This is a genomic window from Paenibacillus cellulositrophicus (assembly GCF_009363095.1).
In the GTDB taxonomy this organism is placed as follows: Bacteria; Bacillota; Bacilli; order Paenibacillales; family Paenibacillaceae; genus Paenibacillus_AQ; species Paenibacillus_AQ favisporus.
Genome location: NZ_CP045295.1, coordinates 3,052,375 through 3,073,542, shown reverse-complemented (window position 1 = coordinate 3,073,542; position 21,168 = coordinate 3,052,375). Strand labels below are relative to the sequence as shown.

Here is a 21,168-nt window from a genome sequence, read left to right as displayed (position 1 = left end):
TTGATGGAATGCATCGTACGGTTTGAGGTCAAATATCCGGAAGGGAACAAGCAGCTGCGAGGCTTGATCTGGACGGGGGAGGACGGACACCCCACCGAAGATCAGCTTATTCAAATGTTTAAGGATATGAAATATAACGTGAGGGCCTCCGAAAGGGAACAGCTGCAATTTGTTCCGCTCGACCCGGGCGCGGGGTATACGTCGATTCGGATCACGGAGCTGGACACCGGAAAAGAGAAGTACACGGAAGACCGTGATTTGAAAAACGTCATCAGCACGCTGATGCCAAAAGGACCGCTCGGCCTCTGATTCCGGAAGTGAATTCCGAAAGGGGCTGGCGGTCTTTTTTATAGAAAAGTATAACACCTGCAAATTTCCAGGAGAGCAAGCTCTCCATCAAGTCCGCTGGTCTGGTCTGTCTACTTGCTGGGTCCCCTCAAGCATGCTGCGGCTCGGGATCGGTATCCAGCACAGAGGTGCAGTGCGCACAGCGCGTAGCTGCCGCAGGGATCTCCGACAGGCAGTACGGGCATTCCTTGGTTGTTTTCTCCGGCTCGGGCTTTTCATGCTCCCGGTTTTTGATCCAGTTGATGCCCTTAACGAGCAGGAAAATACAGAACGAGATAATCAGAAAATCGATCACCGTGTTCAGAAACTGCCCGTAAGCAATGACGGGTGCTCCGGCCTCTTTCGCCTCCGCTAGTGTGGTGACCTTGCTGCCGTCCTTCAAGGTTTTTCCGGTCAGGCGGATAATGAGATCGGAGAAGTTCACACCGCCAAGAAGCACCCCGATCGGCGGCATAATAATGTCGCTCACAATCGAGGAGACGATTTTTCCGAACGCTCCCCCTATGATGACCCCGACGGCCAGATCGATCACGTTGCCGCGCACTGCAAATTCTTTAAACTCATGAATAAATCCTTTCATTTCACCAAACCTCCTGAGTGTCATGCATCTATTCTAGCAGATATTCTATAGGGCATTGTAACATTGAAACTGGTATTTGTTTCTGAAATGTTTTCAAATTGTCCATCAAATACCTCTTTATTTTTCAGCCTATTATGCGTTATACTTCATGCATTGTCATTTCACCAGTCTATGAATGAATATAGGTTTCTCGTATATGTGCAGGAATCGGCCTGCATGTCTCTACCCGATCACCGGAATGATCGGACTACGGGATGAACGAAATTTTTCGGGCGCTTGTCCGGAATGTTTGAGTTTGTCCTGAGTCCGTCTGTTTCCGCCGATCAAGGCAGGGGAAGAGATGGGCTTTTTTGTATTTTACAGAGGAATGGAACGTCATCAAAGGGGGAAGCAAGTTGCAATTACTTAAGCAGAAAGTACTGGATGAAGGTATCGTGCTCAGCAATCAGGTGCTGAAGGTGGATTCGTTCCTGAACCATCAGATGGATCCTGTTCTGATGAAGGAAGTCGGCCGCGAGTTTACGCGCCGGTTTGCCGGGGAGGAGTTGAACCGGGTGCTTACGATCGAATCGTCCGGGATTGCCCCCGGAATTATGACCGCTTTGGAGCTGGAAGTGCCGATGATCTTTGCAAGAAAGCAGAAGTCATTGACGCTTCGTGACGATATTTTTGTGGAAAAAGTATACTCCTTCACCAAGCAGGAAACGAACGAAATTACGGTGGCCAAAAAGTTCATCCAGCCGGGGGACCGGGTGCTGATCATCGACGACTTTCTGGCGAACGGCGAGGCGGCCTTTGGACTGGCCCGGATCGTAGAGCAGGCGGGCGCGACCGTTGCGGGAATCGGTATCGTGATCGAGAAGGCGTTCCAGCCCGGCGGGCGGCTGCTGAAGGAAGCCGGCTACCGTGTCGAGTCACTGGTCCGAGTAGCGGCACTGGATGACGGCAAAGTGACTTTTGCAGATCAAGACTAGATTCACATAACTATACACGGGAGGAATGATACCGGCATGGAACAGAATCATCAGGCTGACACGACTCAACTTACAGGCAAACGCCATCCGCTTAAAACCTTTTCGCTCGGGATTCAGCATTTGCTTGCGATGTACGCCGGTGCAGTCCTCGTACCTATGATTGTAGGGAGTGCACTGAATTTTACGACTGAACAGTTAACCTACCTGATCTCGATCGACCTGCTGGCCTGCGGCGTGGCTACACTGCTGCAGGTATGGGGCAACCGGTTCTTCGGCATCGGGCTGCCGGTCATGCTGGGGTGTGCGTTCCAGGCGGTATCGCCGATGATCGCCATCGGTCTCAAGGACGGGGTCTCGGCCATTTACGGCGCGATCATCGCGTCGGGGATTTTCGTTGTTCTGTTCTCAGGGATATTCGGCAAGCTGATCAAGCTGTTCCCGCCGGTGGTCACCGGCTCGGTCGTCACGATTATCGGGGTGACGCTCATCCCTGTCGCGCTGAACGATCTGGGCGGCGGCCAGGGAGCCGAGGATTTCGGCAGTCCGCTGAATTTGTGCCTCGGCTTCGGCGTACTGATTTTTATCATTTTGATGAACCGTTTTGCTACCGGATTTCTTCGTTCCATCTCGGTGCTGATCGGCCTGATCGCCGGAACGGTCGCCGCGGCAATTTTCGGCCATGTAGATTTGGGCCCGCTGAAGGAAGCCGGCTGGTTCCATGCGGTCAAGCCGTTTAACTTTGGAACGCCGACGTTCCATGCCTCCTCGATCCTGACCATGATTCTGGTGGCGATCGTCAGCGTGGCGGAGTCCACGGGTGTCTTTATGGCGCTTGGCAAAATCGTCGACAAAGACATTTCCTCCAAAGACCTGGCCCGCGGGTACCGCGCCGAAGGCTTGGCGATCGTGCTCGGCGGGATTTTCAATTCCTTCCCGTACACCACGTACTCGCAAAACGTCGGTCTAGTTCAAATGAGCCGCGTCAAAACGCGTGACGTCATTGTTGTGGCGGGCGGCCTGCTGATCGTGATCGGGTTTGTGCCGAAAATTGCGGCGCTGACCCAGCTGGTGCCGACATCCGTGCTCGGCGGGGCGATGGTCGCCCTGTTCGGAATGGTCGTCTCTTCCGGCATCCGCATGCTGGGCGGGCAGGTTGACCTGAACCGCTTTGAAAATCTGTTCGTCATCGCCTGCTCCGTCGGCATGGGGCTGGGCGTCAGCGTCGTACCGGATCTGTTCAAGGCCATCCCGGAAGATCTCCGCATCCTCGTGGATAACGGCATCGTGGCCGGCAGCGTGACGGCGATTGTTCTGAATTTGATGTTCAACGGTTTTAAAGGCGGGGTCTCCTCAGCGGAAAAGGGAGAAGCCGTCCAGAATGAGCATGCCGCCTAATTCCTCTAAATAAAATAGAAGTTCAAAAGGCCCGCCCCGTGTTCTTACGGGGCGGGCCTTTGATTGTGCGTCGATAGACGGTTTTCTTTTAGATATCAGAAAGTGCCGAGAATACCTGGATGGCGCCAGGATCCGCCCGGAAATCCATCGGGAGGGCGGAAACGTCTTCGCCGTCGCCCTGCGCCAGGCGCGGGCGGTCAAACCTGATGCCGACCGTGTCTCCGCGAAAAAGGGTCACGATCGGCAGCTTCACATGCGTTCCCTTCAGGACCGTCGGGAATAGGAGCAGCAGCTGCAGCCGGGAGCAATCGTGGACTACGCAGACGTCCAGCATGCCGTCATCCGCCTTCGCCTGCGGATTGATGAGCAGTCCGCCGCCGTAGCTGGGCACATTGCTGACCGCGGTCAGCCAGGCTGACGGATAGCTGACCGTCTGGCCGCCACAGGTCACGCTTACGGGACCTGGCTTGAACGTGACCAGCGTATGCAGAACGCCAATGACGTAAGCGAGGCGCCCGGCACCGATGGCGTTGCAGATCTTTTTGTACCGACTGCGATTCACGTTCTCGCTCACCTGCGCGTCGAAGCCGGCGGCCACCGCCGTCATGACGGGCACGCCCGCGACCGAGATGAGATCGGCCGATTGGGCGCTGCCGGTTAGAATGAGCTCCAGCGCGGCGAGCGGATCGCGGGGAATGCCAAACCCCCGGGCAGTGTCGTTGCCCGAACCGGCAGGAATCACCCCGAGCGGGATGCCGGTCCGCTTCAATATCGGCAGGAGGCTGTGGATCGTGCCGTCGCCGCCGATGACGATGATAGCGTTCCAGCTGCCGTGCTGATCCAGCGTTTCCGTCACCATCGCATCAACTTCCTCCGCACTAGCAGTCAACAGCGATGCGTATGCAATCTTTTTCAAATCGAGAGCCTCGCGCATCCGTTTCCAGGTACGGAGGCTCCTGCCGTTGCCGGACTTTGGATTAATGATGAATAAGTACATTGCTTTTCCCCCAACGCCAACATAAACCCTGCCTTCTTAATTGTAAGAAGTCCACCCCAAAAAAGGAACGGTTAAGTCGGGGCATATTTATGCTGCATCACGTCGGTCATATCTATAGGGCATAGCGATGGGGCATATTACAGGTGCCGCAGCTGCTTTTCCGCGATGTCGCCGATCCAGGGGAGCTTCAGCCATTTTCCCTGCAGGGAGGTAAACAGCATGACCACCCACACGACGAGCGTCAGGATGGACAGCAGGGCGGCAATAACCGGGCCGATCAGCGGGATCAGGCCGGACAGAATGTGGGCGATCATAATCGCGCCAAAAGTCAAAACGGACTGTAAGGCATGAAAGAGGACGAAGCGGCTGCGCTTCTCAACGGCAAGGAAGACGATGCCTCCGACAAAAGCGAACAGGTAGCAGAGCGTGGCGGCCATATTTTCTGGCAGACCGGTGGATGATTTGAAAGGGGACAAGATAGACCACTCCTTCTATACGGCAGGATTGTCTTCTATCATATGAACCCCGGAGACAAGTTATGAGCAGTGAAAAAGGCACCCGGCCGCCTGGGGTTCAGGTAGCAGGATGCCCTTAGTGATCCACTCTGTCCATTAGAGTAGGATGGGCTTAATAAAAGAGAGCATTAAACGAGTGGGGCTGCTCTCACGCCTGGCCTCCGTGGCCGCCTTGGCCGAACTGGCGCCGCGGGCCGACGATTTTCTCGCGTTTGTTGGTGTCGTTTTCTTTGGGAACCAGGCGCGGGTCCGTACGGCCCTCATGATGGTTATCGAATGTAAATTCGCTCAGCTTCCACTCCGTCGAGCCCAAAATCAGGTCAGCCGGGAACTCGTCGCCCCGGTGAAGCACTTCCTCTCTGCCCGCTTCGTTGGTATATACGCCGTCGACCTCAACTTTATCGTGGGAAATCGGCAGCATGCGTTTATCTTCATTAGTCATGACAAGTCCTCCTTCGTTCCATAGGAAATCCTTCAACGAACTGATTCTCATTTAAGTTACCCGGACCGGGAGCGGATTATCCCGCCGGGCCTAATCATTCCATGCTGCCGAGAATATGCTGCTGAAGGAGGGACCGCGGGTTTCTCCAGCGGCTGACCTTGCTGTCCGCAGTGAACACCACTACCGCATCCAGCTCTGGAAAAAGGTAAATTTGCTGCCCGCCGTGACCATGGGCACAGCTGAACGGCTGACCGCACATCCGGCCTGTCCACCACTGATATCCGTAGTCGCCAAAGGCGGGATAACCGCCGAGCTGCCGGGTCAGCGCCTGTTCAAGCCATGCTTCGGGAATGACCGGGCGGTTCTGCCACAGGCCTTTATTCAGGCAGCACAGACCGAACTTGGCCATGTCACGGGCGGTCAGATACAAGCCAATATGGCCCATCGTATGGGCTTCGGGGCTGGAAGACCAGGCGGCATATTCGATCCCGAGCGGTCCGAACAGATGCTGGCGGGCGTAGCTGTATGCATCCGTGCCGCAGCATTCCGAGATCAGCACCGAGATCAGGTGCGAATCGATGCTTCTGTATTGGAATACGCCGGCCATGTGCGCATCTACCGGCAGCGAGAGAGCGAACGATGTCCAGGCACGGCTGCGGTGAAATCGGTGGATCAACGGTTCGCCGAGCGTTTTGCCCGTCTGCCAGCGGAACCCCGTCGACATTGTAAGCAGGCGCCGAAGCGTCAGCACCTCCTCTAAGAGCGGGTCGGTCATTTTCCGCGCGTAGTCCCGCAGATAAGGCATCAGCGGTTCGTCCAGGCCGGGAAGCTCTCGTCTGCTCACAGCAATCCCTGCGAGGGTGGACGTGATGCTCTTTGTCGCCGAGCGGAGATCATGCAGGGTGCCGGGTCCGGCTTCATTATAGTACCGCTCATAAATAAGCCTGCCGTGCCTGACGACGAGAAAGCTGCGCATTTTCGGATAACGCCTCAAGATCTGGGCGTGTGCCTCTTCAAGCGGTTCAGGCCTGACGTCTTCCTGCTCCGGCGAGGAGGTGGGGAAGGCAGGCGTATGAAGCGGCGGGGAGGATAACAGCAGAACGGGACGATTCAATGGGACCGGCTCCTCTCTTCTGGATCGTTCTCCGGTACGGGCGATGGTTGACCGGTATCATTAACTTAACCTGAAATGCCGATATCCAAATAAACGGGCAGTCTGGAAAGTGCTTTAATCCGGCAGGACTGCACTCGAAAAAAAGTAATTCCTTACATTTTTTTGGAAAGCTGTTTTCGCCATTAGAATATGATACAATGAAGGGAGTGATTCAATAACATCCTCTTAGGGTATTCTTAGTGTCAGATACCTTTAGCGGCAGCCGGGAGCGTTCAGCCCAAACCTATAACTGCAAATGACGACTTCACAGATGTCAGGTAAGGTCTTTTCGGCATTCTCAAACTGGAGCAATCCATTCAAGTGTTTTGGGAGGGAACTATCATGGCAACGAAAGGTCACAATGAAGTTAAAGAAAGTCTGCGCGAGATGACACGAATTTTCCGGCCCAAGGATCCGAAGAAGTTTGTTAAGGAGTACGTCCGGAAATATCATATTATGGGGGGATACGAAGAGGAATTAACCTCGGTTGTGGAACATGAGTTAGGGCGGATGAATTCGTCTGTTTCCTGACAAAGCTGGCCGTAACGAGCGTATCGCTTATTGAATTGCAGTTGAAGATTTGGACACGATTACGATGAAGCTGAAGAACAGCCTGATAACATGACCGTATTCCGCGGAACCTGCGCGGGATACGGTTTTTTGTATTTCCTGTACCTGCCTGCATGGCTCCGGGCATATACTAAACCACGGTCTGATTCATCATTCTTTAGCATCGGAAAGGACGTGCGGCGCTTGGAGATTACGCTGAAGAGCAGGGAAGAGATCGGATACATGCAGGAAGCAGGACGCATCCTTTCGTCCTGTCATCGGGGAGTTGCGGACAAAATCACGCCGGGCATAACGACAATGCAGATCAACGACTGGGTTGAGGAATATTTGGCCAGGCAGGGAGCCGTTCCTGAACAGAAGGGGTTTAAGGGATATCCTTATGCCACATGTGCTTCGGTGAACGATACCGTATGCCATGGCTTTCCGGACGAGGTTCCCTTGGCGGAAGGGGACGTGGTCACCATCGACATCGTCGTCAACAAAGACGGCTGGCTCGCCGACTCCGGATGGAGCTATGCTGTCGGCAGGGTCAGCAAACCGCTGGAGCGTTTGTTGAAGCGCACCGAAAAGGCGCTGTACAAAGGCATCGCGCAGGCCGTCGCGGGCAACACGGTCGGAGATATCGGCTATGCGTTGGAGAAGGTGGCCAGGCGGAGCCGATACGGCATCGTCAAGCCATTGGTAGGCCACGGTATCGGCCGGTCGCTGCATGAGCCGCCGGACGTGCCGGCGTTTGGGAATCGTCGCGAGGGGCTGAAGCTTGTTGAGGGGCTGGTCATCACCATCGAGCCGATTTTTACCCTCGGGCCTTCGGGGGCGGTGCTCTGGAATGATGACGGCTGGAGCGTGCAAACGGCGGACGGCAGCAGGGGCGTGCAGTTTGAGCATACGGTTGCCGTCACCCGGGACGGCCCGTTGATATTAACGCAGCAGTGACCCGGAAGGATTCGCCACAATTTGTCATATTTCGATCGACAAAAAGAACCTGTCCCCAGGTTCTTTTTTGTTTGAATTTGACGATTCAAAAATTCCATAACAGGTAAAAATGAATGTAATCGTTGAAACTTGGGTATACGAAGGAGGATGAACCGGGTTGCACGTAAAGGGGCTGGCAAGCGGGATGTAAACCCGCTGAAAACGATTGCAAAAGCTTTTGTGGCGCGACTTTCGGCACTTTTCGAACAATTTGTGAACTAGGTTGGAAACATTGACAAAATAGTACTGGAAACTTATATTTAATAGGTGATTGTTTTAATTGACAGTAGCAAATCATTCGTGATAGTGCAGGTGAATGGCCGTTGAATGTGCTTTCAGCGGAGCCTGCGAAAATGGAAAAAGTGGGGTAGATCAATGATGAAACGGTGGCAGGCTGTAAAGCGACTTCTTCCCTTGCTCGCAGTATTTTCTCTGCTTTTAGCCGGGTGCGGCCGCGAGGACTTGTCGGTTCTGAGACCACAGGGACCGGTGGCTCAAGAACAGCTGGGATTGATGAAGCTCGCAATCTCAATCATGATTGTGGTACTCGTAATCGTTTTCGCGATTGCGGCATACGTGCTTGTGAAGTTCCGCAGAAGAAAAGGGCAGAACGGTGTGCCTGAACAAGTTGAAGGCAACTTCAAGCTGGAAATCATCTGGACAGTGATTCCGCTCGTTCTGGTTATTATTTTGGCTGTTCCTACCGTACAGCAAATCTTTGCTTTCGGTGACGATCATTACAATGATAAGGACGCCGTACAGGTTAAGGTTACGTCGCACCAATACTGGTGGGAGTTCGAGTATCCGCAGTACGGTGTGAAAACGGCCCAAACCCTGGTCATTCCGACTGGGAAGAAGATTGCGTTTGAGCTGAAAACGGCGGATGTACTCCACTCGTTCTGGGTTCCTTCGCTCTCGGGTAAGATGGATACCAACCCGGATGGTACCATTAACAGATTCAGCTTCAGCGCCGATAAAGAAGGCGTTTACCGTGGTAAATGTGCGGAGCTCTGCGGACCTTCCCACGGTTTCATGGAATTCAAGGTTAAAGCGGTTAACGGAGATTCCTTCAATAACTGGGTGACTGCCATGAAGGCACCGGCTGTGCTTCCTGAAGATCCGGCTTTGGCAGAAACCTTCAAGAAACAATGCTTGTCCTGCCATGCTGTTGGCGACCAAGGCGGACCTGTAGGCCCTAACCTTACCGGCATCGGTTCCCGTGAATCGGTTGCAGGTATCTTGCTGAACGAAGGCCAAGATGGCGGGAAACCAGTCAAAGAGAACCTGAAAGAATGGCTCATGGATCCACAAGCCGTTAAACCAGGCAACAAAATGCCTAATCCGAAGGATCTCGGTCTGACTGACGAACAAATCGATGGTATTGCCGATTACTTGGCCAACTATAAATTGAATTACTAGTAACAGCAAGATTGAATAAGAGGGGGTACCAACCTTGGCTCATGCTCACAGTGTCAAGCGTCATACGGGCTTGATGGACTGGCTCACCACCGTGGACCACAAGAAGATAGCCATCCTGTATTTGCTTGCAGGCGGCTTGTTCTTCGGATTCGGCGGCGTGGAAGCCTTGCTGATCCGTCTGCAATTGATTAAGCCTATGAATGATTTAGTATCAGCGCAAACCTTTAACGAATTGATCACGATGCACGGAACGACCATGATCTTCCTTGGTGTCATGCCAGTGATCTTTGCATTGATGAATGCGGTAATTCCGCTGCAAATCGGCGCCCGTGACGTCGCTTTCCCATTCGTCAACGCACTTGGCTTCTGGACGTTCCTGTTCGGCGGAATCCTGCTGAACCTGAGCTGGATTATGGGCGGCGCGCCTGACGCCGGCTGGACGGCCTATACGCCGTTGTCGACTTCAACTTACAGTACGACGCACGGTGTCGACTTCTATACGGTCGGTCTCCAGATCGCCGGTCTCGGTACACTGATCGGCGGCATCAACTTCCTGGCGACGATCATTACGATGCGCGCACCGGGAATGTCATTTATGCGGATGCCGATGTTCACATGGACATCTTTCATTACTTCCGCGATGATCCTGTTTGCTTTCCCTGCCATTACGGTAGGTCTGGTACTGCTCTCATTTGACCGTATTTTGGGAGCGAATTTCTTTGAAGTATCCAATGGCGGTAACCCCGTTCTTTGGCAGCATATTTTCTGGATCTTTGGTCACCCTGAAGTATATATTCTCATTTTGCCTGCTTTCGGGGTCATTTCCGAAGTTATTCCGACTTTTGCACGCAAACGTCTTTTCGGTTACAGCTCGATGGTGTTCGCGACCATCCTGATCGCCTTCCTGGGCTTCATGGTTTGGGCTCACCACATGTTCACAACCGGTCTCGGACCGATTGCGAACGCGCTGTTCTCGATCGCGACGATGCTGATTGCCGTTCCTACGGGGATCAAGATCTTCAACTGGCTCTTTACGATGTGGGGCGGACAGATCCGCTTTACGAGCGCAAACCTGTTTGCCATTGGTTTCGTTCCTACATTCGTCATGGGTGGTGTTACCGGGGTCATGCTGGCATCCGCGCCTGCGGATTACCAGTTCCATGATACTTACTTCGTCGTTGCCCACTTCCACTACGTCATCGTAGGTGGTCTGGTATTCGGTCTCTTTGCGGGTCTGCACTACTGGTGGCCTAAAATGTTCGGCCGCGTACTCAACGAAACGATTGGTAAATGGACGTTCTGGTTCTTTGCAATCGGCTTCCATTTGACATTCTTCGTACAGCATTTCCTCGGACTCATGGGGATGCAGCGCCGTATCTTTACGTATCTGCCTAACCAGGACTTCGATACATTGAACTTGGTAAGTACGGTCGGGGCGTTCCTGATGGCCGTCGGCGTTCTGCTGTTCTTGTTCAACTGCTTTATGACAGCCGCCAAGCCAAAAGGCGTGGCCAACGATCCTTGGGAAGACGGACGTACGCTCGAATGGGCGATTCCATCTCCGCCTCCTGAGTACAACTTTAAACAAATCCCGCTTGTACGCGGACTTGACGCTTACTGGAAAGAAAAAATGGCAGGCAACAAAGAGATGACTCCTGCAGAACCGCTGGGATCCATCCATATGCCTTCGCCAACGATTTTGCCTTTTGTGATGTCCGTCGGTATTTTCATCGCCGGTCTCGGACTGATGTTCAGCAGTGAGAAATTCAACAATTCCTTTATGAGCATGATCTTCAACAACTGGATCGTCGTCATTATCGGACTTGTCATTACGTTCGGATCGATGCTGCTTCGTTCACTGTTTGACGATCATGGCTGGCATATCGAACCGGAAGAACTGGAAGAAGAGGGGGTTAAAGCATGACATCGGCACACGCAGAATCGGTAAACGGCTCATTGCCGCATGAACCGGAGAAAGCAACCCTGGAAGGCCGCAACAAAGTGCTTGGCTTCTGGCTCTTCCTTGGCGGAGAGTCCGTGCTCTTCGGTACCCTGTTCGCCACGTTCCTGGCGCTTCGCAACCAGACCAATGACGGCCCGACAGCCCATGAGCTCTTCTCGTTGCCAACGACGGCTGCAGCCACGTTGATCCTGCTTGTCAGCAGTTTGACGAGTGTATTCGCCGTACAGGCAATGCACCGTCATAAAGCAGCTGCACTGAGACTGTGGTTGATCATTACGGTTATTCTGGGCCTTGGCTTCCTTGGCCTCGAGGTTTACGAGTTCCACGAGTATGTCACCGCCGAGAAATTCGGCATGACGACAAGTGCTTTCAGTTCGGCGTTCTACACGCTGGTCGGTTTCCACGGAGCTCACGTTGCATTCGGTGTATGCTGGATCGGTATTCTGATCGGCCAGCTGTACAAAAAGGGGTTAACGGTCGTAACGGCTCCGAAGGTTTACGTGTCGGCCATGTACTGGCACTTTATCGACGTCGTATGGGTCTTCATCTTCTCGGTCGTTTACCTGCTTGGAAAGGTGGGCTAAGATTATGACTACGGTTGAACAGCATCAAGATGATACGGTAAAACACGGTCATCGTCATGAAGGACCGCAAAAGCATGTCGTCGTATTTATTTTCTCCATTATCCTGACCGCCATCGCTTTTGCTACGGTTATGGCTGGCGGGGTGAACGTCGCCTTCACGGTTATACTTCTCGTCGTAATGGCGGTGCTGCAGGCACTGGTTCAGTTGGGATACTGGATGCACTTGAAGGATAAAGGACATTTGATGCCGATTATCTTCATGTGCGGTGGCGCCTTTGTCGCATTTACTGCGATCGTCACAGCATTGTATTGGGTTTGGTGGTAAAATAAAAAGAGGCGGGCCAGTTGCCCCCTCTTTTTTTAAATGGCATCAAGGTGTCACAATATCGACAGAAATTCCGCCCGGCGGGAGGAGGTTTTCATATGCTGGGGTTAGAATATTTTAGCTTTGCCGCCTTGTTCAGTCCGTTGTTTCTGGCGTTTATGCTGCTGGTAACGGCCGCGTATTTTGTTGTTATCGGCCCGCTCAGTGAGAAGTTCGCGGATGCCGAGCCCGTATCGATCGGCAAAAAGATCATGTTCGTCAGCGGTATGTTCTTCCTGTATCTCGCTCAGGGCGGACCGGTGAGTCTGCTGGGCCACATTATGTTTACGTTCCACATGACATCGATGGCTTTGTCTTACCTGGTGGCTACGCCGCTTATTATGCTGGGGATTCCAACCTGGCTGTGGCGTGCTTTTGACCGGATCAACCCGTTCAAGAAGCTAGGTTTTCTGACCAAGCCGGTGGTCGCAGCTGTCGTATTTAACGGATTGTTCTCGTTCTACCATATCCCTGCGATCCACGACTATGTCATGCTGCATTTTGCGGTACACCGGCTGTACTATATTGTTTTGTTCATCGCTGCCGCGCTTATGTGGTGGACGCTCATTAATCCGCTGCCGGAGAAACACCAGGCATCGGGCCTTGCGAAGATCGGGTTTATTTTTCTGAACATGGTGCTGCTGACGCCTGCTTGCGGCCTGATCATTTTCTCGACGCATCCGATGTATGCGACCTACAGCGATCCCAATACGTGGGCTAAAGCGATGGGATACTGCGTATCGGGCGATACGTCGGCTCTGCTGCAGACTTTCGGCGGACCAAGCTTTTTCTATGGGCTGAGCACCAAGGTCGACCAACAACTGGGCGGCATCGTCATGAAGTTCATTCAGGAATTTATATTCGCTTCGATGCTGGCGAGGGTATTCTTCCGCTGGTACAAGAGCGAAAATAAAGAGGATGACGACGATATCATTCCAACCGATCTTTCTGACGGTTCTTTGAACCGGGCATGAGTTGGTCTAAGCGTTAAGGAGGATTTTCATGGATTTGTATATGCTGTTCCCTACGATCAGCACTTCATTCATCGTCATCAGTGCGATTCTGGTGGCCATCGGATGGGCCTTGATCGTTCAAGGCAAACGGGACGCCCATAAAAAAGTGATGATCTGGGGCGCGATCGCAGCGCTGCTGTTTTTCATCATTTACGTGTCCAGAACGGCCTTTGTCGGCAACACCTCATGGGGCGGTTCGGACGAAATGAAGATCTACTATCAGATCTTCCTGATCTTCCATATCGTTCTGGCAACGGTTGCTGCGGTATTCGGGATTACAACGCTGGTTCTGGCATTCCGGGAAAGGTTTGCGAAGCACCGGAAATGGGGCCGGGTTACGGCAAGTATTTGGTTTGTCACAGCCATCACCGGTGTTGTGGTTTACGTGCTGCTGTACGTCCTGTATCCTGGCGGGCATACGAAGCCGGTATGGGATGTTATTTTGGGAGCATAACCCGAGTGGATCGGGTACAAAGAGAGTCCGGCGGATTAATCCGCTGGGCTTTTTTTATGAAAAACCGCTGATCCCGCTGGAAAGCCAAGGTTTTTCGTATTTGTTTAATAGGATGAAATAACGCCAGGTTTTCTTTGCCGGATGCCAGTTCCGAAGTGCTGTATTGCATTTTTTAGGACACTGGCGTCGAGCGCAGTAAAAATGGTTAAAAAAGTCTTAGAAAGACGAGATCCATAGATTGAACCAAAGTTTTGCATTGAACTTCCAGTTATAAGGGTCCCATGCGGCCCTATTACAATTATTTCTTTAGTTCATTCAATCTAGCGGAAACTTTTGTGCTTCTTCAAACGTTATTCATATATAAGGTTCAATGAACGAAGCTAAGAGAAGGTATGGGGATGACATGAGGCGAAGAAGGAATTTTATACATAGTAAAAAAATGTTGTGGGTCTTCATCATGCTGCTCTTCTGCGGCTTCATTGTCATGTTTACCACTTCGCTCATCCCGAAATACATACCGGCTGTGACCGACGGTGACCGTACGGCCCAGGCCGGTGGAACAGACAGGGATCCGGCAGCGGCTCAAGGGACCGGCAGTCCCGGCGGCGGAACCACCGGCCAGCAGCAGGAAGCTGGCTTCAAACCAAGCAGCGTTCAATGCGGCGTGATGAAGCTGAGACATGGCGCTCGAAAGCCGCAGGATGATCAAATCCCGCTGTACTGCATCGAAGGGAAATATCATGCCGGAGACACACCCCTGATGCAGCCGGCAAGCCCGCTTCAGGTAAAGATCGACACCGTCATCCCGGAGAAGATTCTGTCGGATTTGGGAGCGTTCTGGTTAAGCGATTCTTCCGGAACCTGGGGGCATCTGCTCCTCGCCCCGAGACACTGGGAAGTCGTCCGGGCCGATACCGGAGCCAACGGATCGGTGGGCCTTGAGCTTGCTGATCCGCAGCACCCGGACCGCAGGGCCGTTTACTTGGACGGCGGCCCCTGTCAGGGCTGCAACATTGCGTTAATCGGTTCCTATTTCACGACATTAAAGAATTGGGCCGAAGAAAAGGGCTTTCCCGGGAAGACGATGAAGTTCCTGCATCATGCTTACGTTCGGAACCATGTCGTTACGTATGTTTTACCACCAGGCAGCACGGCTTATAAGACGGTCGGCGCTGCGTTTGAGCGCCATGAACCCCAGGATGCGATGTTTACCCGTTACGAAATCAGCGTTCCGCCGGAGGATTTGGATATGGCGAACGTCATGCTGGATTTCTTTGCACGCTTTCCGAGTTCCGTTGCCGCCGATCTTTCGGTTCAGCCATACTTGGGAATGCCAAGCGTTTCCTAGCTCAACATGCACTGCTTCAAGCAGCACCCGACAATGGGTGCTGTTTTTTTGTTAATATTTTCATTTCGCCGTTGCATCTCCGGTAAGCACACTGTATACTGTGTATAAACATATACACAGTATACACACTGAGTGGTGAATAAGCACAGTGAACCTGTGCTGTATATACACCCTTATGGATTACGGAAAAAGCGAGGGCGATTGTTGTTGAACACAATAAAAGACGCTTGGATGATGGTACGAAAGGATCTACGCAGCGAGAAAAGGTACCTCCTGTGGTCGATCATATTTGCTGCCTACATGGGAGGAACTACAGGGGTCATGATGCTGGGGCGCGAAGAGGCACGATCCCTTGGTCCGGTAGCTGATTTCATCCTGCTGATGTTAGTTCCGATGCTGGGGTTTTACTTTTCCCGAAGATCCTTCAAGTATTTAACGGAAGATTCCTATACGCGAATGCTGGCATTCTTCCGGGTGCTTCCGATCTCTAACGGCGTGGTCCTGGTATACCGGGTGATGCAATCGGTGTTAGCCTTTGCCGCGAACGGCATCATTTTCTTCGTGATTATGTATTGCGTGCAGGGGACCTTGCTGGATCATATGCGGTTTGACCATTACCTGGCCTTTGCGCTGACGTGGGTCGGTTACGGGCTTATGATGACTGGACCCTATATCTATTTTGAGTTTTCCAATCATGGCAAAGCTTATCTGCTGTCGACCCTCATTTTCCTCGTTGGCTCCGTAGTGGCAGCGGCAGCCGTTTATGCGGCGGGAGGGAACCTGCTGGTGTACACGGTGGAGGTATCCAAACGATGGAGCCTGCTATCGCCGGCGATGTGGGGGATGCTGCTGGCCGGAGTCATCAGCCTCGTGCTGTGCTCGATCGGAACGCTCCGCAGGCTGGAATCTAGAGATCTGGTGTAAGCTTTGAAACCAATAAGAGGATTGACGAGTATAGCAAGGTGAGGTGCGAAAGGTGTGGATACCTATACAAGTGAATGAGAACAGCGCTGAACCGCTCTATCATCAAATCGAATCCCAATTAAGATCGCTGATCATCAGCGGACAGATCGAGGAGGGAACCCTTTTGCCGTCAATTAGAGAGTTTGCCAACGGGCTGAACTGCAGCGTAATTACGGTTCGAAGAGTGTATCAGGATCTGGAGAGCGAAGGACTTCTGCGCACGAAGCAGGGAACCGGCACATTTGTCGCCAAGGTTGGTACTTCACAGCGTGAAGTATTCCGGCGGGAGGCGGTGGAAGAGGCGCTAAACCATGCGGTGGATGTCGGGATGTCCGTCAAATGCGAGGAAGATGAGCTGAGGGAGCTGTTTTTATCGATACTGAAAAGAAAGTACCATCCGGAGAAGGGAGAAGGTGAGGCATAAATGGAACAGCCCATCATACGAATGGAAGGCGTGACCAAGCAAAGACGGCATAAAACGATCGGACCGATCGACCTGGCCCTGCCGAAAGGCTATGTGTACGGGCTGATTGGCGAGAACGGCTCCGGCAAGAGCACGCTGATCCACATGCTGCTGCAGACGGTGTTTCCGGATTCGGGGCGCATTTCCTGGTTCGGCCACGCTTACAGTAAAGGCATTCCTATGGAAGTGCGCAGACAGATCGGGTATGTGGCGGAAAAATCCAACCTGGAGGAGGATAACCTAACCGCCGAGGAGGCCGCTGCTTTTCGGGCGTATTGGTATCCGGAATGGGATCAGCCTTATTTTGAAAAGCTGTGCGATCTGTTCCAGGTACCGAAAGCGACGAGGCTGCGCAAAATGTCCAAGGGGGAGCGCCGCAAATACGAAATCGCCGCGGCCCTTGCGCCGCATCCCAAGCTGCTGCTGCTGGATGAACCATCGTCGGGTCTGGACCCTTTTGCCTGGAAAATGATGATCGAGGTGCTTAGGGAATGCCTGCAGACCGAAGATACGACGATTGTACTGTCTACGCACATTATTGATGAGGTGAAAAGGCTGGCGGACTACGTCATGCTGATTCACCACGGCAAGTGGATGGGGATGGCGGAGAAGGACAGTCTGCTGGACAACTGGAAGGAAGTGTGGGCAGGGTGCCCCGAGACCGATCTGGAAGAACTGCCGAACATTGTGCAGACGCAGCAGGAATCCCATGGCGTTACGCGCGTGGTGACGACGTCCTGCCGTGAGTTGGAACAGATCCTGTACGATTCAGGTATCAACGTGCTGAAGACACGGGCTTTGGAGCTGGACGAGATTTTAACGTTGTGGGTGCAAGGATATAAGCCTGCCGGCGTGCAGGAGGGGGAGGAGCAGACACATGGAACCATTAAAACTAGTTAACGTGGTAAAACAATACGGAGACAAAACCGCAGTCAACCAAATCTCGCTGGAGGTCGGCAGAGGAGAAATTTACGGGCTGCTTGGGGCGAACGGTGCCGGCAAAACGACGACGATGCGTATGGTGCTTGGCCTGATCTATCCGGACGGGGGAGAGATCTTGTATAACGGCAAGCCCTATCATGCGGAGCTTCAGCAAATCATGGGATACCTGCCGGAAGAAAGAGGGCTGTATCCGAAAATCAAGGTCAGCGAGCAGATCGTCTATCTGGCCCGTCTTCGGGGCATGTCGCAGCAAGACGCGGATAAGAGCCTGCGCTACTGGCTGGAACGCTTTGACGTTCCGGAGTATTACGATAAGCGGATCGAAGAGCTGTCCAAGGGCAATCAGCAGAAAATGGGCTTTATCGCCGCAATCGTGCACAAGCCGCAAATCGTCATTTTGGATGAAGCGTTCAGCGGACTGGACCCGGTCAACGTTGAACTGCTGAAGGCGACCGTCAAGGAACTGCGGGACGAGGGAACCAGCATTCTATTTTCCACGCACCGGATGGAGCATGTCGAAGAGCTGTGCCAGCGCATTACGATTTTGCACAAATCCAATACGGTCGTTCAGGGAAATATCCGGGATATCAAGAGCCGTTATCCCCGTGAGGAAGTGCTGCTTCATACGACAGGCGATGTCGGCGGCCTGGATGTGATTCCGGGAGTGACGGCTGTGGAACGCATTGATCGGGGATACCACATCCGAATCGCTGCGCCGGAAACGGCACAGGGCATTCTGCAGAAAGCGATGCAGGAAACCACGGTGGAGCGCTTTGAAATCAAGGAGCCGACGCTGAACCAAATCTTTATTCAAGAGGTGGGTGATTCGCATGAATAAGCTTGGGACGATTATCGGCTTTACGTTTAAAAATAAAGCCAGAACGAAATCTTTTCTGATTACTACTCTGATTCTTGCACTGCTCATTACGATCGGCATGAACGTGCCGTATATCATTAAGCTGATCAAGGGTGACGACGCATCCAAGGCCGAACAGATCGGGATTCTCTACGGCTCGCAGCCGGTCATTGCTGCGGAACTGGAGAAGTATGCCGCGCAGTCCGGCAATAAGGACTATACGTTCATCAAATACGAAGGGACCGCTCCGGATCAGGCGAAAAAGGACCTGGAAGACGGGAAGATCGAGGGTTACCTCTCTTTTGACGGCGGGGATGGGGCGTTTCCTGCTGTTACTTTCACCGGCGGTGAAGACGGCATGGGACAAGGAATCAGCAGCTTTCTGATGCCCGCGCTGCAGACGGTCAAGACGACCGTGATCGCCAAGGATGCGCTGTCTGCGGAGCAGATCGCCGCTCTGAACGAACCGGTCAAGCTCGATACGGTGCGGATTAACGCGGAGGGTAAGACGGAAGCGGGGGGAGACACCCACCGCGAAGACATGCAGAAAGCCATGAACTATGTGGTCGTTTATGTGCTGCTGATTCTGTTCTTTACCTCCAATATGATGACAGGCAATATGATCGCAGCCGAAGTAACGTCGGAGAAAAGCTCGCGGATCATGGAAATCCTCATCACCAGCGTTTCGCCGCTGGCCCAGATGTTCGGGAAAGTGATCGGTATTTTCCTGGTCGGGATCGTGCAAATTGCGGTGTTTGGCGTCGTGGTCGGGGCGAACCTGATGCTGCCGCATAACCAGGACATTCTGCAAGGATACAGCCTGAGTATCTCGGATATTAACCTACCGGTGCTGTTCTACGGACTGCTGTTCTATATCTTGGGTTACTTCCTGTATGCGGTGCTGTACGCGGCCATTGGATCGATTGTCAGCCGTACCGAGGATCTCGGCCAAGCCGTAATGCCGATTACGATGCTGGGTCTGGCCTCGTTCTACATCGGACTGTTCAGCATTACTGCATCGGGCAGCATGCTGATCAAGGTGACGAGCTTCATTCCGTTCACCGCTCCTACCGCGATGCTCGTGCGGATCGGGATGGGGACGGTGCCGACCTGGCAGATCCTCATATCGCTCGTTTTGCTGCTGGTGTCCATTCTGTTTTTTGGATGGCTGTCCGCGAAAATCTACCGCACCGGCGTCCTGATGTACGGCAAGCGCCCATCCATCAAAGAGCTGCGCAAGGCCATGAAAGCTTACAAGATTTAGGCGCGGATTCTAACTTGATAAGGAGAAGGAGAGAATCGGCATGAGTAAAAAGGTTTTTCCATACGTTATCGCGGCAGGCATGCTGCTGATCGTCGGTCCGCTGACCCTGAAGCATACGGGTGTGGCATTAAACGACTTTGCGGACGGCCTGCTGACTGGGGCGGGAATGGGCTGTATACTGCTGGCGCTGATCAAGATGCCGCGGAAGACGGCAGAACAGTAACAGCCCAGTCTATAAACTACAGTAAGGGGATTTCTGAATGAAAAGTTGGAAACGAACGCTCTTATCTCTTATGATTTCTGCAGGAATGCTCGCTACGGCGGCTCCGGCCATGGCTGCTCCGCTGCAGCCGGAACTCAAGGTCAATAACAAGACCATCGATTTTGCCACGAGTGCACCTATTGTCGATCAGGGCACTACGCTGGTTCCGCTGCGCACGACGCTTGAAGCGCTAAACGTAAAGCTGACCGATGTAGAGAATGGAACTATTCATGCCGCTCAGGGTGATCAGAAGATCACGCTGAGCAGCAAGACGAAACAGGTTAACGGCGTGACTTACGTGCCGGTCCGGACCATTGGTGAAGCCGCCGGTTACACGGTCTATTGGGATCCGGCAACCCGCACGGTATTCCTGCTCTCGAAAGCGACGAAGGAAGCGGGCCGCGGCTTCATGTGGGAAGTGCAAAATAACGGGAACACGGTGTACCTGGTAGGGTCCATGCACATTGCGGACGACAGCTTCTATCCGCTTCGCCCGGAATTCGAGCAGGCCTTTGCCGAAGCCGATTATTTGGGCGTTGAGATTGACCTCAGCAAGGCAGCCGACGAAGAGCAGCAGAACATGATCATGAAGCTGGGCATGTTTCAGGACGGTACGACGCTGAAGGACCATGTGTCCAAGGAAACGTATGCAAAAGTGGGGGACATTCTGGAGCAAAACGGAATGAAACGGGATGCACTGGATGCATTCAAACCATGGGTCGTGGAGACGACCGTCAGCAGCCTGAAATCGGTCATGGCCGGATACGAGGCAACGGAAGGCATTGACCTGTACTTTATTCAAAAGGCGCTGGAGCGCAAAATTCCGATCGTGGAGCTGGAATCCTACGAGTCCCAGCTGAGCATGTTCGATCAGTTCTCCAAAGAGCTGCAGGAGAAGAACCTCAATGCGGCACTGGACAATTTCGACGTCCTGGACGACGGCGTTGACCAAATGGCGGACATGTGGAAAAAAGGGGACGAAAAGGCGCTGCTGGAGCTGACGAACAGCATGGCGGGAGACGCGGAGTATAACAAAGCGATGCTGATCGACCGCAACATCGGCATGGCCGATAAAATCGACGGATACCTGAAAAGCGACAAGAAAGCGGAGTACTTCATCGTCGTCGGCGCAGCCCACTATCTGGGGGAACATGGCGTGATTAAACTGCTAGAGGATAAAGGTTATACGGTTGTACGTAAATAATCATCCTGTAATGCGTGTTTCATGCGGCGACATTGCCGGTTAGCATGTTAGTCTGGAAAAGAAAAAACTTAAGCCGGGGGCTCCTGCGTCCCTACTGGCTTAAGTTTTTTTTTATATACC

24 protein-coding genes and 1 riboswitch are annotated in these 21,168 nt (G+C 53.0%); of the genes, 19 read left to right on the top strand and 5 right to left on the bottom strand.

Annotation, left to right across the window (positions count from 1 at the left end):
• The first annotated feature begins 3 nt into the window (after positions 1–3).
• Positions 4–309, top strand: coding sequence for a hypothetical protein (locus GCU45_RS13780; protein ID WP_076172867.1), 306 nt, complete (start codon positions 4–6; stop codon positions 307–309).
• A 127-nt stretch (positions 310–436) separates the two neighbouring features.
• Here the strand turns inward: GCU45_RS13780 and mscL are convergent, their stop codons facing one another.
• Entirely contained in the window at positions 437–928 is a 492-nt protein-coding gene (gene mscL / locus GCU45_RS13775) for a large conductance mechanosensitive channel protein MscL (protein WP_152399357.1), read from the bottom strand.
• A gap of 170 nt (positions 929–1,098) precedes the next feature.
• A riboswitch (purine riboswitch) is annotated at positions 1,099–1,198 on the top strand.
• A 125-nt stretch (positions 1,199–1,323) separates the two neighbouring features.
• On the opposite strand from mscL, the gene GCU45_RS13770 reads away from it, so the two are divergent.
• Together GCU45_RS13770 and GCU45_RS13765 are read left to right on the top strand one after the other, a co-directional pair.
• The gene (locus tag GCU45_RS13770; protein ID WP_152399356.1) at positions 1,324–1,902 is read left to right on the top strand and encodes a xanthine phosphoribosyltransferase; all 579 of its coding nucleotides are present in this window, start codon (positions 1,324–1,326) and stop codon (positions 1,900–1,902) included.
• A gap of 36 nt (positions 1,903–1,938) precedes the next feature.
• Positions 1,939–3,297: a nucleobase:cation symporter-2 family protein gene (locus tag GCU45_RS13765; protein WP_152399355.1), complete on the top strand. Its 1,359-nt coding sequence runs from the start codon at positions 1,939–1,941 to the stop codon at positions 3,295–3,297.
• Positions 3,298–3,385: 88 nt separating this feature from the next.
• On the opposite strand, the gene GCU45_RS13760 is transcribed toward GCU45_RS13765, so the two are convergent.
• The 4 genes from GCU45_RS13760 to GCU45_RS13745 form a co-directional block, all read right to left on the bottom strand.
• Positions 3,386–4,294: a diacylglycerol/lipid kinase family protein gene (locus GCU45_RS13760; protein ID WP_152399354.1), complete on the bottom strand. Its 909-nt coding sequence runs from the start codon at positions 4,292–4,294 to the stop codon at positions 3,386–3,388.
• 137 nt (positions 4,295–4,431) lie between these two features.
• Positions 4,432–4,770: a DUF4870 domain-containing protein gene (locus GCU45_RS13755; protein WP_076172872.1), complete on the bottom strand. Its 339-nt coding sequence runs from the start codon at positions 4,768–4,770 to the stop codon at positions 4,432–4,434.
• A 187-nt stretch (positions 4,771–4,957) separates the two neighbouring features.
• Complete coding sequence (locus GCU45_RS13750) at positions 4,958–5,251, bottom strand: transposase (RefSeq protein ID WP_076172873.1); 294 nt, start codon at positions 5,249–5,251, stop codon at positions 4,958–4,960.
• A 94-nt stretch (positions 5,252–5,345) separates the two neighbouring features.
• Positions 5,346–6,365 (bottom strand): serine hydrolase domain-containing protein, encoded by a 1,020-nt coding sequence (locus GCU45_RS13745; protein ID WP_244364561.1) that lies wholly within the window; start codon positions 6,363–6,365, stop codon positions 5,346–5,348.
• A 381-nt stretch (positions 6,366–6,746) separates the two neighbouring features.
• Between GCU45_RS13745 and GCU45_RS13740 the strand changes: the two genes are divergently transcribed.
• The 16 genes from GCU45_RS13740 to GCU45_RS13665 all read left to right on the top strand — a co-directional run bounded on the left by GCU45_RS13740 (position 6,747) and on the right by GCU45_RS13665 (position 21,048).
• Positions 6,747–6,935 (top strand): hypothetical protein, encoded by a 189-nt coding sequence (locus tag GCU45_RS13740; RefSeq protein ID WP_036651115.1) that lies wholly within the window; start codon positions 6,747–6,749, stop codon positions 6,933–6,935.
• A 222-nt stretch (positions 6,936–7,157) separates the two neighbouring features.
• Positions 7,158–7,910, top strand: a complete 753-nt coding sequence (map, locus tag GCU45_RS13735) for a type I methionyl aminopeptidase (protein WP_152399353.1) — start codon at positions 7,158–7,160, stop codon at positions 7,908–7,910.
• Between the two features lie 414 nt (positions 7,911–8,324).
• Positions 8,325–9,368: a cytochrome c oxidase subunit II gene (gene coxB, locus GCU45_RS13730; RefSeq protein WP_076172876.1), complete on the top strand. Its 1,044-nt coding sequence runs from the start codon at positions 8,325–8,327 to the stop codon at positions 9,366–9,368.
• Positions 9,369–9,441: 73 nt separating this feature from the next.
• Positions 9,442–11,292, top strand: a complete 1,851-nt coding sequence (gene ctaD / locus GCU45_RS13725; RefSeq protein ID WP_152403048.1) for a cytochrome c oxidase subunit I — start codon at positions 9,442–9,444, stop codon at positions 11,290–11,292.
• Positions 11,289–11,915, top strand: coding sequence for a cytochrome (ubi)quinol oxidase subunit III (locus tag GCU45_RS13720; RefSeq protein ID WP_145026736.1), 627 nt, complete (start codon positions 11,289–11,291; stop codon positions 11,913–11,915). Before ctaD ends, GCU45_RS13720 begins: the two co-directional genes overlap by 4 nt.
• A 4-nt stretch (positions 11,916–11,919) precedes the next feature.
• Positions 11,920–12,240 (top strand): cytochrome C oxidase subunit IV family protein, encoded by a 321-nt coding sequence (locus GCU45_RS13715; protein ID WP_152399352.1) that lies wholly within the window; start codon positions 11,920–11,922, stop codon positions 12,238–12,240.
• Between the two features lie 98 nt (positions 12,241–12,338).
• Positions 12,339–13,253, top strand: coding sequence for a cytochrome c oxidase assembly factor CtaG (gene ctaG, locus GCU45_RS13710; RefSeq protein ID WP_152399351.1), 915 nt, complete (start codon positions 12,339–12,341; stop codon positions 13,251–13,253).
• Positions 13,254–13,281: 28 nt separating this feature from the next.
• Entirely contained in the window at positions 13,282–13,746 is a 465-nt protein-coding gene (locus tag GCU45_RS13705; RefSeq protein WP_105445641.1) for a DUF420 domain-containing protein, read from the top strand.
• Between the two features lie 403 nt (positions 13,747–14,149).
• Positions 14,150–15,094: a DUF4850 domain-containing protein gene (locus GCU45_RS13700; RefSeq protein ID WP_167527136.1), complete on the top strand. Its 945-nt coding sequence runs from the start codon at positions 14,150–14,152 to the stop codon at positions 15,092–15,094.
• Between the two features lie 207 nt (positions 15,095–15,301).
• The gene (locus GCU45_RS13695; RefSeq protein ID WP_152399349.1) at positions 15,302–16,018 is read left to right on the top strand and encodes a hypothetical protein; all 717 of its coding nucleotides are present in this window, start codon (positions 15,302–15,304) and stop codon (positions 16,016–16,018) included.
• Between the two features lie 52 nt (positions 16,019–16,070).
• Positions 16,071–16,481: a GntR family transcriptional regulator gene (locus GCU45_RS13690; RefSeq protein ID WP_145161262.1), complete on the top strand. Its 411-nt coding sequence runs from the start codon at positions 16,071–16,073 to the stop codon at positions 16,479–16,481.
• Positions 16,482–17,420 (top strand): ABC transporter ATP-binding protein, encoded by a 939-nt coding sequence (locus GCU45_RS13685; protein WP_152399348.1) that lies wholly within the window; start codon positions 16,482–16,484, stop codon positions 17,418–17,420.
• Positions 17,398–18,300, top strand: coding sequence for an ABC transporter ATP-binding protein (locus GCU45_RS13680; protein ID WP_152399347.1), 903 nt, complete (start codon positions 17,398–17,400; stop codon positions 18,298–18,300). Before GCU45_RS13685 ends, GCU45_RS13680 begins: the two co-directional genes overlap by 23 nt.
• A complete protein-coding gene (locus GCU45_RS13675) occupies positions 18,293–19,582 on the top strand; it encodes an ABC transporter permease (RefSeq protein WP_152399346.1) in 1,290 nt (429 codons plus the stop codon). The genes GCU45_RS13680 and GCU45_RS13675 overlap by 8 nt, the downstream gene beginning before the upstream one ends.
• A gap of 40 nt (positions 19,583–19,622) precedes the next feature.
• Positions 19,623–19,805, top strand: coding sequence for a hypothetical protein (locus GCU45_RS13670; RefSeq protein WP_152399345.1), 183 nt, complete (start codon positions 19,623–19,625; stop codon positions 19,803–19,805).
• Between the two features lie 37 nt (positions 19,806–19,842).
• Complete coding sequence (locus GCU45_RS13665) at positions 19,843–21,048, top strand: TraB/GumN family protein (RefSeq protein WP_152399344.1); 1,206 nt, start codon at positions 19,843–19,845, stop codon at positions 21,046–21,048.
• Positions 21,049–21,168 lie beyond the last annotated feature (120 nt).